Below are 14,110 nucleotides of genomic sequence, written 5' to 3' on the forward strand. Positions count from 1 at the left end.
CGCACGCGAGAGAACACAGGGGGGCAAGGCCGAAGGCCGAGCACCAGAAACCCGGTCAGGCCCTAGCCATACATCCGCCGCATGGCGAAATCCACCATCTGCTCCACAGCCTTCGCATCGAAGACCATCCGATGCTCCCCCTCCATATCAAGCACGAACCCGTACCCCGTAGGCAGCAGATCGATGACCTCCGCCCCAGTGATCACGAAGTACTTGGAGTCCTTGCCCGCGTACCGGCGCAGCTCCTTGAGCGAGGTGAACATGGGGATCACGGGCTGCTGGGTGTTGTGCAGCGCGAGGAACCCGGGGTTGTCGCCGCGCGGGCAGTAGACCTTCGAGGTGGCGAAGGCCTGCTGGAAGTCCTCGGCGGACATCGACCCCGTGGTGAACGCGCGCACCGCGTCCGCGAGGGACGGCGGCGAGGGCTCGGGATAGAGCGGAGGCTGCTGGCCGTAGCCACCGCCGGGCATGCCCTGCATCTGCTGCGGCGGCGGCTGCGCGCCCGGCGGGGCGTACTGCTGCTGGGCGCCGGGATTCTGGTCGTAGCCGTACATGGGCGCAAGCGTACCGAGACGGGCCGTGGGGCCGGACGGAAATGAATCTGTAGCGACCACTAGACAAAGGGTCGCCCAGATCGCTACGGTTATTTCCATAGCAACCGATACAGAAATGCGACCGACCCGACCCGCGCCACACCACCCAGAGGGACCCATGACCACCACCACGCCCGCACCCGCGTACGCACCCACACCAGCACCGGCGCCCGCCCCCACATCCGCCCCCGCATACGCCCGCACCATCACCGGATCCGGCCCCGGCCTGCTCCTCGCGCACGGCGCGGGCGGTTCCGTCGAGGCCAACTACGGCCCGGTTCTCGAAGAGTTGACCGCGGGCCACACCGTCGTCGGCGTCGACTACCCGGGCACGGGCGGGACGCCGAGATCCACCGCGCCGCTGGACCTGGACGAGCTGGCCGACCAGCTGGTGGCGGCCGCCGACGCCGCGGGCCTCGACCGGTTCGCCGTGTCCGGGTACTCGTTGGGCGGCCCGGTCGCGCTCCGGGTGGCCACGCGCCACCCGGAGCGCGTGACGGCCCTGGTCCTGACGGCCACGTTCGCGCGGGCGGACCACACCCTGCGCCTGGCCGGGCGGCTCTGGCGGGAGCTGTTCCTGCTGGGCGACCGCGACCGGCTCGCCCTCTTCATGGCCCCCAAGGCGCTGAGCCCCGCCGTGCTCAACGGCCTGAGCGACGCCGACCTGGCCGCGACCCTCAAGGGCACCGGCGAGAGTGCCCCCGCGGGGACGGCCGAGCACCTCGCTCTGATCGACGAGGTGGACGTGCGCGCCGAGCTGGCCGGCATCGCGGTGCCGACGCTGGTGGTCTCGACGACACAGGACCAGCTCGTGCCGCCGTACCTGCACCGCGAGGTGGCCGCGGGCATACCGGGCGCCCGCCTGGCGGAGCTCCCCGGCGGACATCTGCCGTTCGCCGAGACCCCGGCCGAGTGGGCGCGTCTGATCACGGACTTCCTGGCGGAACACGACGCGTGAGGAGGCACAGGTGCGAGGCGCGGGAGCGAGGCGCAGGAGCGAGGCACGAGCAGCAGGGCACAGCAGCGAGGAAGCCGTCCCTCCGGTCAGGCCCCCGGGAGGCGACCAAGAGCGACAGCGCTCACACTTCGGGCATCAGGGGTTGATTCTTATTACCGACGGGTAGCATCATCGTAGCTACTTGCTGGTATCCACCCTTTCCTGCTTACGGAGCCTTCGCCATGGGCCACTACAAGTCGAATCTCCGCGACATCGAGTTCAACCTCTTCGAGGTGCTCGGCCGCGACAAGCTGTACGGCACCGGCCCGTTCGCGGAGATGGACGTCGACACCGCCAAGAGCATCCTCGACGAACTGCGCCGCCTCGCCGAGAACGAGCTGGCGGAGTCCTTCGAGGACGCCGACCGCAACCCGCCGGTCTTCGACCCGGCGACCAACACCGCCCCCGTCCCCGCGACGTTCAAGAAGAGCTACCAGGCCTTCATGGACTCCGAGTACTGGCGCCTCGGCCTGCCCGAGGAGATCGGCGGCACCACCTCGCCGCGCTCCCTGATCTGGGCGTACGCGGAGCTGCTGCTCGGCGCCAACCCGGCGATCTGGATGTACTCCTCCGGCCCCGCGTTCGCGGGCATCCTCTTCGAGGAGGGCAACGAGGCGCAGAAGAAGGTCGCCTCGATCGCCGTCGAGAAGCAGTGGGGCTCCACGATGGTCCTCACCGAGCCGGACGCCGGTTCGGACGTGGGCGCGGGCCGCACCAAGGCCGTGCAGCAGGAGGACGGCTCCTGGCACATCGAGGGCGTGAAGCGCTTCATCACGTCCGGTGAGCACGACATGTCGGAGAACATCCTCCACTACGTCCTCGCCCGCCCCGAGGGCCACGGCCCCGGCACCAAGGGCCTCTCGCTCTTCCTCGTGCCGAAGTACGAGTTCGACTGGGAGACCGGCGAGCTGGGCGAGCGCAACGGGGTCTACGCGACCAACGTCGAGCACAAGATGGGCCTCAAGGCGTCCAACACGTGCGAGATGACGTTCGGCGACCAGCACCCCGCCAAGGGCTGGCTGATCGGCGACAAGCACGACGGCATCCGCCAGATGTTCATGATCATCGAGTTCGCCCGCATGATGGTCGGCACGAAGGCCATCGCGACGCTCTCGACGGGTTACCTGAACGCCCTGGAGTACGCCAAGGAGCGCGTGCAGGGCCCCGACCTGGCCCAGTTCATGGACAAGACCGCGCCGAAGGTGACGATCACCCACCACCCGGACGTGCGCCGCTCGCTGATGACGCAGAAGGCGTACGCGGAGGGCATGCGCGCCCTCGTGCTGCACACCGCCGCGGTCCAGGACGACATCCAGATCAAGGAGGCGGCGGGCGAGGACGCGTCGGCGCTCATCGCCCTGAACGACCTCCTGCTCCCGATCGTCAAGGGCTACGGCTCGGAGAAGTCGTACGAGCAGCTGGCGCAGTCGCTCCAGACGTTCGGCGGCTCGGGGTACCTCCAGGAGTACCCGATCGAGCAGTACATCCGGGACGCCAAGATCGACACCCTCTACGAGGGCACGACGGCGATCCAGGGCCAGGACTACTTCTTCCGGAAGATCGTCCGCAACCAGGGCGCCGCGCTCAACGGCCTCGCCGAGGAGATCAAGAAGTTCCTCGCGGTCGGCACGGGCGGCGAGGGCCTGGCCGGTGCCCGCGAGGAGCTGGCCAAGGCCGCGGTCGAGCTGGAGGCCATCGTCGGCGTCATGCTGACGGACCTCGCGGCCACGGAGCAGGACGTGAAGTCCATCTACAAGGTGGGCCTGAACACCACGCGCCTCCTGATGGCCTCGGGCGACGTCGTCGTCGGTTACCTGCTCCTGCGCGGTGCCGCGGTGGCCGCCGAGAAGCTGGAGACGGCCTCCGCGAAGGACGTCGCCTTCTACCAGGGCAAGATCGCCGCCGCGAAGTTCTTCGCGACGAACGTCCTGCCGGGCGTCGCCGCCGAGCGCAAGCTCGCCGAGGGCGTGGAGCTGGACCTGATGGAGCTGGACGAGGCCGCGTTCTAGTTCGATCCGGCTCGACTTGGTTGCTTTCGCACGTCAGCGCGATGCCGCCACCTGATTCTTTCGGGTGGCGGCATTGTCGTATGGGCTGGGTACGCTGAGTGAACGGCCGAGAATCCCGTCCATGGGAGGAACCATGACCGCCGAGCCTGACACCGACGAGCTGAAGGCGCTCCAGCCCGACGGCTCGGCGTGGCCGATGCCGCCCCAGGACGGCTACACGACGGACGACTTCTTCGCGCTCGACCTCCCGCCGCACACAGAACTGATCGACGGGAGCCTGGTTTTCGTGAGTCCACAGCGCAAGTTCCATACGCTGGCGATGGACCTCCTGGTGAACGGCGTACGGGCCACCGTTCCCGAGCACCTGCGCGTCCGCCGCGAGATGGCTGTCGTCCTCGGCCGCAAGCAGGCACCCGAGCCTGACCTCGTGGTCGTGACCGTGGAGGCCGACGCCGACGACTGCCAGACCCGGTACCAGGCCGCCGACGTCCTCCTCGCCGTCGAAGTCGTCTCCCCCGACTCCGAGGACCGCGACCAGGACACCAAGCCCCGCAAGTACGCGGCCGCAGGCATCCGGCACTACTGGCTGGTCAGGATGGACGAGAACAAGCGGCCCGCCGTCCACACCTACGAACTCGACCCGCACACCGAGGCGTACGCGTGCACCGGAATCCACCACGACAAGCTGAAGCTCTCGGTCCCCTTCCCCATCGACATCGACCTCACCGAGTACCACCGCCTCTGACAGCCGCGCCACGCGAATGAGCCCCAAGCCGCTCGAACACCGGCCCCATTAGGCTGGCAGCCATGCGCACACCCTCCGGGCCCTTCGACCGCGGCCACACCGAAGACCTCATGTCCTTCCTCGCCGCGAGCCCCTCGCCGTACCACGCGGTGGCGAGCGCCGCCGAGCGTCTGGAGAAGGCCGGTTTCCGGCAGGTCGAGGAGACCGAAGCCTGGGACGGCACGAGCGGCGGCAAGTACGTGCTGCGGGGCGGCGCCGTCGTCGCCTGGTTCGTCCCCGAGGGCGCCGCACCGAACACCCCCTTCCGGATCGTCGGCGCGCACACCGACTCCCCGAACCTGCGCGTGAAGCCGCAGCCCGACGCGGGCGCCCACGGCTGGCGTCAGATCGCGGTCGAGATCTACGGCGGCCCGCTGCTCAACTCCTGGCTCGACCGCGACCTCGGCCTCGCCGGGCGCCTCTCGCTGCGGGACGGCACCTCGCGGCTCGTGAACATCGACCGGCCGCTGCTGCGGGTGCCCCAACTGGCCATCCACATGGACCGTTCCGTGCACACCGACGGGCTCAAGCTCGACAAGCAGAAGCACATGCAGCCCATCTGGGGCCTCGGCTCGGACGTCCACGAGGGCGACCTGATCCGCTTCCTGGAGGAGGAGACCGGCCTCGGCGAGGGCGACGTCACCGGCTGGGACCTCATGACGTACTCCGTCGAGCCGCCCGCCTTCCTCGGCCGCGACCGCGAGCTGGTCGCGGGCCCCCGCATGGACAACCTGCTGTCCGTGCACGCGGCCACCGCCGCCCTCGCGGCCGTCAGCGCCCAGGAGAACCTCCCGTACATCCCCGTGCTCGCCGCCTTCGACCACGAGGAGAACGGCTCGCAGTCCGACACCGGCGCCGACGGCCCGCTGCTCGGCACCGTCCTCGAACGGTCCGTGTTCGCGCGCGGCGGCTCCTACGAGGACCGCGCGCGGGCCTTCGCGGGGACCGTCTGCCTCTCCTCCGACACCGGCCACGCCGTGCACCCCAACTACGCGGAGCGGCACGACCCGACGCACCACCCGCGCGCCAACGGCGGCCCGATCCTCAAGGTCAACGTCAACAACCGCTACGCCACGGACGGCGCGGGCCGCGCGGTGTTCGCCGCCGCGTGCGAGCGGGCCGGCGTGCCCTTCCAGTCGTTCGTCTCCAACAACGCGATGCCGTGCGGCACCACCATCGGCCCGATCACCGCGGCGCGGCACGGCATCAAGACGGTCGACATCGGCGTCGCGATCCTGTCGATGCACAGCGTGCGCGAGCTGTGCGGCGCCGACGACCCGCACATGCTGGCCAACGCGCTGGTCGCGTTCCTGGAGGGCTGACCGGCCGTTTTCCGAATGTCTGTGTGGTTGCGGAAGACCCGGGTACCCGGGACACCGCAACCACTACAGCAGGAGGCGGTACACATGGGCCTGGGCGGCTGCATCCTTCTCATCGCCGTGGGCGCCATCCTCGCGTTCGCCACGGACTGGGAGATGGACGGGCTCAACCTCACCGTCGCCGGTCTCATCATGATGGCCGTGGGCGTGATCGGCGTCGCCGTCTTCACCAGCATCGGTCGACGCAGGCGGGCGGTCCCGCCGGTGCAGACCACCGTCGTCGAACCGGACCACGAGCGGCGCGGGTACTGACATGTCCGACGCGGGCCGCTTCGGGGTAGTCATGGCGTCATGAGACTTCTCGTACGCGACCGGATGCTCGGCATCGGCGACGACTACTGGATCGAGGACGACCAGGGCCGCAAGGTCTTCTTCGTCGACGGCAAGGCGATGCGCCTGCGTGACACCTTCGAGCTGAAGGACATGCAGGGGCGGGTCCTGATCGACATCAAGGCGAAGATGCTCGCCCTGCGCGACACGATGCTGATCGAGCGCGAGGGCGAGCCGCTGGCCAGAGTGAAGCGCAAGCGGCTCTCCCTGCTGCGCAACCACTACCGCGTGGAGCTGGTGGACGGCACCGAACTCGACGTCAGCGGCAAGATCCTCGACCGCGAGTTCGCCATCGAGTACGACGGCGAACTGCTCGCCGACATCTCCCGGCGCTGGTTCCGCGTCCGGGAGACGTACGGCCTGCACATCGTGCGCGAGGACGCCGATCCCGCGCTGCTGCTCGCCGTCGCGGTCTGCGTGATCCGCCTCGCGGAGAAGGAGCGCGGCGACGACGACTGACGCGGCGCGGGCACGCTCAAGGGGCGCGGCGCGGCCGCGTTCAAGGGGCGCGGGCGGCTGCACGACCAGCCACGACGAACCCGCGGTCGCGAGCCCGGCAGGGAGAGGGCCGCCGCCGGGCGCACAAAGGCGCCCCAGGCGTCCGACGCAGCCGGGCGTCAGGGGCGAGAGGCTCGCGGCGGCGGTGCCTGCCCGAGAAGGCGGTCCTTCAGCACAGGGAACTGCTCGCGGGTCGCCGAGACCTTCGCCGGGTCGATGTCGACGGTGAGCACCTCCTCGCCGTCACCCGCCTCCGCGAGGACCTCGCCCCACGGGTCGACGACGACGCTGTGCCCGGCCTGCGGAACGCCCGCGTGGGTGCCGCCGGTGCCGCAGGCCAGGACGTACACCTGGTCCTCGACCGCCCGCGCCCTGGCGAACAGCCGCCAGTGCTCACGTCGCCGCGCGGGCCAGCCCGCGGGCACCACGAACATCTCGGCGCCCGCGTCGACGAGCCCCCGGAAGAGCTCGGGGAAGCGCAGGTCGTAGCAGGTGGCCAGGCCCAGCGTGGCGTCCGGCGTGCGCACGGTGACCAGTTCGGACCCCGGCGCCATCATGACCGCCTCGCCCTTGTCGAAGCCGAACCGGTGGATCTTCCGGTAGGCGGCCGCGAGTTGACCGTCGGGGGAGAAGACGAGCGAGGTGTTGTGGAGCGTTCCTTCCCCCGCGGCCGAGCCGCTGTCGGCTGCGGTGCGCTCGGGGATCGAACCCGCGTGCAGCCAGACGCCCGCGTCGCTCGCGGCCTTCGCCATGGCCTCGTACGTGGGCCCTTCGAGCGGCTCCGCCTCGGTCGCGAACGCGTCGTACGCGAAGGCGCCCGTGGTCCACAGCTCGGGCAGCACGATCAGGCCGGATCCTTCCCGTTCCGCTACCTCGCGGACCAGCGAAGAGACCCGCGTCCTACGGGAATTGACCGATTCGCCCTCGTCTACGGCGATCTGGATCAGAGAGGCGCGCACACTACCACCGTCCTGGCATTCGAGCCGTCAACACGGCCTACGATCGTCACACGAAAGCACTGCCGGGGTGCCACTGGGCAGCGTACTGTGATTTTCCGGGGGACCCCCCCGGACCCCCACGACGCGTCCCAGCCACCCACCGCCCGCGCACGACCGCCGAGGGGTCCCGTGAGTCTCCATCCCAGCCTGCAAACCTACGCCGACGCCTGGACCCACTCAGTGGAAGCGATATCCGAGCTGGTGACCCCGCTCGCCGAGGGCGAATGGAGTTGGGCCACTCCCTGCCCCGGCTGGTCGGTGCGGGACATCGTCTCCCATGTCATAGGCCTCGACTGCGAGATGCTGGGCGACCCCCGTCCGATCCACACCCTGCCCCGCGACCTGTACCACGTACAGACCGAGGGCCAGCGGTACATGGAGATGCAGGTCGACGTCCGCCGCCACCACACGGCGCCCGAGATGACCTCCGAGCTGGAGTACACGATCATCCGCCGCTCCCGGCAGCTGCGGAACGAGTCGCGCGATCCCTCCCACAAGATCCGCGGCCCGCTCGGCACCGAGCAGACCCTCGAACTGGCCACGCGCATGCGGGCGTTCGACGTCTGGGTGCACGAGCAGGACCTGCGCACCACGCTGCGCAAGCCCGGCAACCTCGACTCCCCCGGCGCCCTCGTCGCCCGGGACCTGCTGCTCCAGGGGCTGCCGAAGGTCGTCGCCAAGAAGGCGGGCGCGCCCGCGAATTCGGCGGTCGTCTTCGACGTGAGCGGCCCCGTCGAGTTCCTGCGCACGGTCCGGGTGGACGCCGAGGGCAAGGCCACCGTGGACAGCGCGCCCTCGCTCGGCCCGCTGGCCACCCTCGGCCTCGACTGGGAGACCTACTTCAGGCTCGCCTGCGGCCGCGTGACGTACGCGTCGGTGGCGGACCGGGTGAAGGTCGAGGGCGACCACGAGCTGGCCGATGCGATCCTGCGGAACTTCGCGGTGACGCCGTAAGGGGCTATAGCCCGTCCGGCGATTGAGGACCGGGGGCCTGGGGGCAGAGCCCCCGATCCCGCCGGTTCAGACAGGCACGTGCACCGCCTCAACCCGGCTGGCGACCAGCCGCTCCCGCTCCCTGCGTACGGCACGTGACTTGAGCCGCAGGATCTGGCAGAGCCCGACGGCCTCCAGGACGAACACCGCCGAGAACGCCACGCGGTAGTTGTCGTCGGTCGCGTCGAGCAGGATGCCGATGGCCAGCAGCGTCGTCATGGAGGCGACGAAGCCGCCCATGTTGGTGATGCCGGACGCCGTGCCCTGGCGCTCCGGCGGATTGGCGGGCCGCGCGAAGTCGAAGCCGATCATGGACGCGGGGCCGCACGCGCCGAGCACGGTACACAGGACGACAAGCAGCCACATCGGCGCGTGCTCGCCCGGGTAGGCGAGCGTGGCCGCCCAGGCAGTCGCCGTCGCCCCGATGGTGCCGAGCGCGAGAGGCAACCGCGCGGCGTGGTGCCGGGCGACGATCTGGCCGTACAGGAGTCCGACGGCCATGTTGGAGAGCACGACCAGGGTGAGCAGTTCCCCGGCCGTGGCCCGGGAGAGCCCCTGCGCCTCGACGAGGAAGGGCAGCCCCCACAGGAGCAGGAAGACCATCGCGGGGAACTGCGTGGTGAAGTGCACCCACAGGCCGAGCCGGGTGCCGGGCTCCCGCCAGGACAGGGCGATCTGGCGCCGCACGAAACCCGATCCGGTGTGCCGCACGGGCGCCGGCTCGTACCCCTCGGGGTGGTCCTTGAGGAAGAGCGTCATCAGGACAAGGACGACTACGCCGCACAGCGAGCTGCCCGCGAACGCGGCGGTCCAGCCGACCGAGTGCAGCAGCCGGGCGAGGACGAGCGTGGAGACGAGGTTGCCCGCCATCCCCACCAGGCCCGCGAGCTGCGCGACCAGCGGCCCACGCCGGGCCGGGAACCAGCGGGTGCCGAGCCTGAGGACGCTGATGAACGTCAGCGCGTCGCCGCAGCCGAGCAGGGCGCGGGAGGCGAGCGCCATGGCGTACGTGGGGGAGAACGCGAAGCCGAGCTGCCCGACCGTGAACAGGACGACGCCCATGGTCAGCACCTTCTTGGTGCCGAGCCGGTCGACCATCAGGCCGACGGGTATCTGCATGCCCGCGTACACGAGCAGCTGGAGGATCGAGAAGGTCGACAGGGCGGAGGCGTTGACGTGGAAGCGGTCGGCGGCGTCCAGGCCCGCGACCCCGAGGGACGTACGGAAGATGACGGCGACGAAGTAGACGGCGACGCCGATGCCCCAGACCAGCACAGCCTTCCTGCCGCCCGGGGGATCACCGGGCAGCGCGACGGGCGAGGTGGCGGAGCTCATCGGACCTCGCCCCGCGCGAGGTTCTGGAACCAGCCGACGTGCCGGGTGACCACGGCCACCGCGGCCTCGGTGTCGCCCGCGGTGAGCGCGGCGAGGATCTCCTCGTGCTCGGTGAGCGTCTTGGCGATCCGGTCGGGGTGCGAGTGCATCACGGCGACGCCCATCCGCAGCTGCCGGTCGCGCAACTGGTCGTAGAGGCGCGAGAGGATCTCGTTGCCGCCGCTGCGCACGATCTCGGCGTGGAAGCACCGGTCGGTGACGGCGGCCGCCGCGAAGTCGCCCGCCGCCGCCTGCACCCGCTGCTCGTCCAGGAGTTCACCGAGCCGGTCGAGCAGCGCGGCGGGCGCGGGCACGGCCTTGCGCACGGAGTGCGTCTCGACGAGCAGCCGGGTCTCGACGACGTCCGCGATCTCCTGCGCGGAGACCGGCAGGACCAGGGCGCCCTTCTTGGGGTAGAGCCGGAGCAACCCCTCGACCTCCAGCTTGAGCAGCGCCTCGCGCACCGGGGTGCGCGAGACCCCCACCGCCTCGGCGAGCTCGCCCTCGGTGAGCAGCGTGCCGCCCTCGTAGCGGCGGTCCAGGACGGCTTGCTTGACGTGTGCGTAGACGCGCTCGGCGGCGGGCGGCCGCTTGGCGGGGGCGAGGGAGGTGGCTGGCATGCGCACAGCATAGATACAACACGTATACGCCGAAACTCTCGTCCACATGGCGGGCAATCCAGCACATCCATTCACCCCTCTCACTCGTCTTATGTGTGAGCGGCACCTTCATGTGGCCGTCATCCAGGGGTATTTGGAGCATCTAACTTGAAAACCGGCATTAAGGATGTACGCCGCGTATCGGTCGTAGCGATGACTGCGAGCGCGATACTGGCCGGCGGCGCCCTCACGACCCCGGCCCACGCGGCCGCACCGCCGAAGCCGTCGATCACCGCCAAGGGCGGGTTCGTGATGAACAACGGCAACGGCAGGACGCTGTTCACCAAGGCCGCCGACACCCGCCGTTCCACCGGCTCCACGACGAAGATAATGACGGCGCGCGTGGTGCTCGGCCAGCGGAACCTGAACCTGAACTCCAAGGTCACGGTCCAGAAGGCCTACAGCGACTACATCGTCAGGAACTCGGCGTCCTCGGCCCGCCTGATCGTCGGCGACAAGGTGACCGTCCGCCAGCTCCTCTACGGCCTGATGCTCCCGTCCGGCTGCGACGCCGCCTACGCGCTCGCCGACAAGTTCGGCAAGGGTTCCACCCGCGCCAAGCGCGTGAAGAACTTCATCGGCCAGATGAACTCGACGGCCAAGAACCTGAACCTGAAGAACACCCACTTCGACTCGTTCGACGGCATCGGGAACGGCAGGAACTACTCGACGCCGCGCGACCTGACGAAGCTCGCGAGCAACTCGATGAAGTACTCCACGTTCCGCTCGGTCGTGAAGACGAAGTCGACGAAGCAGAAGGTCACGACGAAGAGCGGCGGCTACCGCTACATGTCGTGGTCGAACACGAACGGCCTGCTCGGCTCCTACCGCGGCGCCATCGGCGTGAAGACGGGCTCCGGCCCCGAGGCGAAGTACTGCCTCGTCTTCGCGGCGACGCGCAGCGGCAAGACCGTCATCGGCACCGTCCTCACGTCCTCCTCCGCGGCCAACCGCACCAAGGACGCGAAGAAGCTGATGGACTACGGCTTCAAGGTCTGAGACCCCGGCCGTCACCGCACGCACGCAGAGGGGGCCTGCCGCACACCGCGGCAGGCCCCCTCCGTCGTGTCCGGTGCCGCTACGACCAGGTGAGGAGCCGCTTGGGGCGCTCCAGGACGGCCGCCACGTCGGCGAGCACCTTGGAGCCCAGTTCCCCGTCGACCAGGCGGTGGTCGAAGGAGAGCGCGAGCGTGGTCACCTGACGGGGCTTCACCTTGCCCTTGTGGACCCACGGCTGGGGCTTGATCGCGCCGACCGCGAGGATCGCGGACTCGCCCGGGTTCAGGATCGGGGTGCCCGTGTCGACGCCGAAGACGCCGACGTTCGTGATCGTCACCGTGCCGCCCTGCATGGCCGCGGGCGAGGTCTTGCCCGCGCGCGCGGTGGTCACCAACTCACCCAGCGCCCCGGCCAGTTCGGGCAGGGTCTTGGTGTGCGCGTCCTTGATCTTCGGCACGATCAGACCGCGCGGGGTGGCCGCGGCGATCCCCAGGTTCACGTAGTGCTTCTGGACGATCTCCTGGTTCACCTCGTCCCAGGCCGCGTTGACCTCCGGGTTGCGCCGGATCGCGACCAGCAGGGCCTTGGCGACGAGCAGCAGCGGATTGACCCGCAGCCCCTCGAAGGCACGATCCTGCTTGAGCTCCTCGACCAGCTTCATCGTCCGCGTCACGTCGACCGTCACGAACTCCGTGACGTGCGGCGCGGTGAACGCCGAGGCGACCATCGCCTGAGCGGTCGCCTTGCGCACACCCTTGACGGGGATGCGGGTCTCGCGGGCGTCCGTACTCACCACGGGGGCGGGCGCCGGTGCCTCGGCCACGGCGACGGGCTCCGGAGCCGGCGCGGGCGCGACCGCCGCGTGCACGTCCTCGCGGGTGATGATCCCGTCGGGCCCGGACGGCGTGACCGTGGCCAGGTCCACGCCGAGGTCCTTGGCGAGCTTACGCACCGGCGGCTTGGCGAGCGGGCGTCCGGCGCCGTGGCCGTTCACGCTCGCCTGCTGCGGGCGGCTGTCCCGCTGCGGCGCGGCCTCCGGCACGACCTCAGGCACGGACGCCGGCGCCTCGGCGGGCTCGGCCTTCCGCGCCCGCCGCTTCGTCGAGGACTCGGCGACGCCGTATCCGACCAGTACGGGCTGCCGCCCCTGCGGCTCGGCCGCCTCCTCCGCGACCGGCGCGGGAGCGGGCGCGGCCGCCGGCGCGGACGCGGGCTCGGCCTGCGCCGCAGGCGCCACCGCACTCCCGCCCACGTCGACCGTGATGATCACCTGGCCGACGTCGACGGTCGTCCCCTCGGGGAAACGCAGCTCGGCCACCACACCGTTGAACGGAATGGGCAGCTCGACGGCCGCCTTGGCCGTCTCCACCTCGCACACGACCTGCCCGTCGGTGACCGTGTCACCCACCGCGACGTACCACTTGAGGATCTCCGCCTCGGTGAGCCCCTCGCCCACGTCCGGCATCTTGAACTCGGCCGCAGCCGTGTCAGTCATCATCGTCACGACCCTCTCCTCAGTACGCAAGCGAGCGGTCGACGGCGTCGAGCACCCGGTCCAGACCCGGCAGGTACTCCTCCTCCAGACGCGCCGGCGGATACGGCGCGTGATACCCGCCCACCCGCAGCACCGGCGCCTCCAGATGGTAGAAACACCGCTCCGTGATCCGCGCGGCGATCTCCGCACCCGTGCCCAGGAACACCGGCGCCTCGTGCACCACGACCAGCCGGCGAGTCCTCTCCACCGACGCCTGCACCGCATCGAAGTCGATCGGGGACATCGACCGCAGGTCGACGACCTCCAGCGACTTGCCCTCCTCCTCGGCCGCCGCGGCCGCCTCCAGACAGACCTTCACCATCGGCCCGTACGCCGCCAGCGTCACGTCCGAACCCGCCCGCACCACCTGCGCCCGGTGCAGAGGTCCCGCAATGGCCTCGGTGTCGACCTCGCCCTTGTCCCAGTACCGCCGCTTCGGCTCGAAGAAGATCACCGGATCGTCGCTCTGGATGGCCTGCTGCATCATCCAGTACGCGTCGAAGGAGTTCGAGGGCGAAACCACCTTCAGGCCCGCCACATGCGCGAACAACGTCTCGGGCGACTCCGAGTGGTGCTCGACCGCACCGATGCCACCGCCGTAGGGAATCCGGATGACGACCGGCATCTTGATCTTGCCGAGCGCGCGGGCGTGCATCTTCGCCAGCTGCGTGACGATCTGGTCGTACGCCGGAAAGACGAAACCGTCGAACTGGATCTCCACCACAGGCCGGTAACCGCGCAGCGCCAGACCGATCGCGGTACCCACGATGCCCGACTCGGCGAGCGGGGTGTCGATGACCCGCTCCTCACCGAAGTCCTTCTGCAGCCCGTCCGTCACACGGAAGACACCACCGAGCTTACCGACATCCTCACCCATGATCAGGACCTTGGGATCAGCCTCAAGAGCCGTACGCAGCGACTCGTTGATCGCCTTCGCGAGAGGCAACTTCTTCACCGTCATGG

Annotated in this window: 14 protein-coding genes; 8 read left to right on the forward strand and 6 right to left on the reverse strand. The window is 69.8% G+C overall.

The features are described from left to right. Window positions 1–62: 62 nt before the first annotated feature. Window positions 63–554 carry an SseB family protein gene (locus ACIO9J_RS26610; protein WP_055563227.1) on the reverse strand — a complete coding sequence of 164 codons (492 nt, stop codon included), beginning with the start codon at window positions 552–554 and terminating at the stop codon, window positions 63–65. A gap of 157 nt (window positions 555–711) precedes the next feature. Here ACIO9J_RS26610 and ACIO9J_RS26615 point away from each other — a divergent pair, with 157 nt between their 5' ends. From ACIO9J_RS26615 to ACIO9J_RS26640, 6 genes are all read left to right on the forward strand, one after another. Next, a complete protein-coding gene (locus ACIO9J_RS26615) occupies window positions 712–1,551 on the forward strand; it encodes an alpha/beta fold hydrolase (RefSeq protein WP_402004531.1) in 840 nt (279 codons plus the stop codon). Between the two features lie 221 nt (window positions 1,552–1,772). Continuing rightward, window positions 1,773–3,599: an acyl-CoA dehydrogenase gene (locus ACIO9J_RS26620; RefSeq protein WP_402004533.1), complete on the forward strand. Its 1,827-nt coding sequence runs from the start codon at window positions 1,773–1,775 to the stop codon at window positions 3,597–3,599. A gap of 133 nt (window positions 3,600–3,732) precedes the next feature. Continuing rightward, window positions 3,733–4,344, forward strand: a complete 612-nt coding sequence (locus ACIO9J_RS26625; RefSeq protein ID WP_402004536.1) for a Uma2 family endonuclease — start codon at window positions 3,733–3,735, stop codon at window positions 4,342–4,344. Between the two features lie 62 nt (window positions 4,345–4,406). Further along, window positions 4,407–5,705, forward strand: a complete 1,299-nt coding sequence (locus tag ACIO9J_RS26630; protein WP_402004539.1) for a M18 family aminopeptidase — start codon at window positions 4,407–4,409, stop codon at window positions 5,703–5,705. 84 nt (window positions 5,706–5,789) lie between these two features. Continuing rightward, a complete protein-coding gene (locus tag ACIO9J_RS26635; protein WP_402004542.1) occupies window positions 5,790–6,014 on the forward strand; it encodes a DUF6458 family protein in 225 nt (74 codons plus the stop codon). 39 nt (window positions 6,015–6,053) lie between these two features. After that, on the forward strand, window positions 6,054–6,551 hold the full coding sequence (locus tag ACIO9J_RS26640) for an LURP-one-related/scramblase family protein (RefSeq protein WP_402004545.1): 498 nt from the start codon (window positions 6,054–6,056) through the stop codon (window positions 6,549–6,551). Window positions 6,552–6,709: 158 nt separating this feature from the next. Here the strand turns inward: ACIO9J_RS26640 and ACIO9J_RS26645 are convergent, their stop codons facing one another. Continuing rightward, on the reverse strand, window positions 6,710–7,549 hold the full coding sequence (locus ACIO9J_RS26645) for a carbon-nitrogen family hydrolase (protein WP_402004548.1): 840 nt from the start codon (window positions 7,547–7,549) through the stop codon (window positions 6,710–6,712). 168 nt (window positions 7,550–7,717) lie between these two features. On the opposite strand from ACIO9J_RS26645, the gene ACIO9J_RS26650 reads away from it, so the two are divergent. Then, window positions 7,718–8,542, forward strand: a complete 825-nt coding sequence (locus ACIO9J_RS26650; RefSeq protein WP_402004551.1) for a maleylpyruvate isomerase family mycothiol-dependent enzyme — start codon at window positions 7,718–7,720, stop codon at window positions 8,540–8,542. A gap of 66 nt (window positions 8,543–8,608) precedes the next feature. Here the strand turns inward: ACIO9J_RS26650 and ACIO9J_RS26655 are convergent, their stop codons facing one another. Continuing rightward, a complete protein-coding gene (locus tag ACIO9J_RS26655) occupies window positions 8,609–9,916 on the reverse strand; it encodes a nitrate/nitrite transporter (RefSeq protein WP_402004554.1) in 1,308 nt (435 codons plus the stop codon). Then, the gene (locus tag ACIO9J_RS26660) at window positions 9,913–10,575 is read right to left on the reverse strand and encodes a GntR family transcriptional regulator (RefSeq protein WP_402004557.1); all 663 of its coding nucleotides are present in this window, start codon (window positions 10,573–10,575) and stop codon (window positions 9,913–9,915) included. Before ACIO9J_RS26660 ends, ACIO9J_RS26655 begins: the two co-directional genes overlap by 4 nt. 192 nt (window positions 10,576–10,767) lie before the next feature. On the opposite strand from ACIO9J_RS26660, the gene ACIO9J_RS26665 reads away from it, so the two are divergent. Continuing rightward, window positions 10,768–11,613, forward strand: coding sequence for a D-alanyl-D-alanine carboxypeptidase family protein (locus ACIO9J_RS26665; protein WP_402004560.1), 846 nt, complete (start codon window positions 10,768–10,770; stop codon window positions 11,611–11,613). Window positions 11,614–11,692: 79 nt separating this feature from the next. Here the strand turns inward: ACIO9J_RS26665 and ACIO9J_RS26670 are convergent, their stop codons facing one another. Together ACIO9J_RS26670 and ACIO9J_RS26675 are read right to left on the reverse strand one after the other, a co-directional pair. Then, the gene (locus tag ACIO9J_RS26670) at window positions 11,693–13,117 is read right to left on the reverse strand and encodes a dihydrolipoamide acetyltransferase family protein (protein WP_402004563.1); all 1,425 of its coding nucleotides are present in this window, start codon (window positions 13,115–13,117) and stop codon (window positions 11,693–11,695) included. A 10-nt stretch (window positions 13,118–13,127) separates the two neighbouring features. Beyond that, window positions 13,128–14,108: an alpha-ketoacid dehydrogenase subunit beta gene (locus ACIO9J_RS26675; RefSeq protein ID WP_402004566.1), complete on the reverse strand. Its 981-nt coding sequence runs from the start codon at window positions 14,106–14,108 to the stop codon at window positions 13,128–13,130. Window positions 14,109–14,110 lie beyond the last annotated feature (2 nt).

This window comes from Streptomyces sp. NPDC087300, assembly GCF_044744425.1.
Taxonomy (GTDB): Bacteria; Actinomycetota; Actinomycetes; order Streptomycetales; family Streptomycetaceae; genus Streptomyces.

Coding starts and splice junctions, on each gene's coding strand:
- ACIO9J_RS26660 (WP_402004557.1), bottom strand. CDS start 10,575: ATGCCAGCCACCTCCCTCGCCCCCGCCAAGCGGCCGCCCGCCGCCGAG.
- ACIO9J_RS26610 (WP_055563227.1), bottom strand. CDS start 554: ATGTACGGCTACGACCAGAATCCCGGCGCCCAGCAGCAGTACGCCCCG.
- ACIO9J_RS26620 (WP_402004533.1), top strand. CDS start 1,773: ATGGGCCACTACAAGTCGAATCTCCGCGACATCGAGTTCAACCTCTTC.
- ACIO9J_RS26675 (WP_402004566.1), bottom strand. CDS start 14,108: ATGACGGTGAAGAAGTTGCCTCTCGCGAAGGCGATCAACGAGTCGCTG.
- ACIO9J_RS26630 (WP_402004539.1), top strand. CDS start 4,407: ATGCGCACACCCTCCGGGCCCTTCGACCGCGGCCACACCGAAGACCTC.
- ACIO9J_RS26640 (WP_402004545.1), top strand. CDS start 6,054: ATGAGACTTCTCGTACGCGACCGGATGCTCGGCATCGGCGACGACTAC.
- ACIO9J_RS26635 (WP_402004542.1), top strand. CDS start 5,790: ATGGGCCTGGGCGGCTGCATCCTTCTCATCGCCGTGGGCGCCATCCTC.
- ACIO9J_RS26625 (WP_402004536.1), top strand. CDS start 3,733: ATGACCGCCGAGCCTGACACCGACGAGCTGAAGGCGCTCCAGCCCGAC.
- ACIO9J_RS26615 (WP_402004531.1), top strand. CDS start 712: ATGACCACCACCACGCCCGCACCCGCGTACGCACCCACACCAGCACCG.
- ACIO9J_RS26655 (WP_402004554.1), bottom strand. CDS start 9,916: ATGAGCTCCGCCACCTCGCCCGTCGCGCTGCCCGGTGATCCCCCGGGC.
- ACIO9J_RS26665 (WP_402004560.1), top strand. CDS start 10,768: ATGACTGCGAGCGCGATACTGGCCGGCGGCGCCCTCACGACCCCGGCC.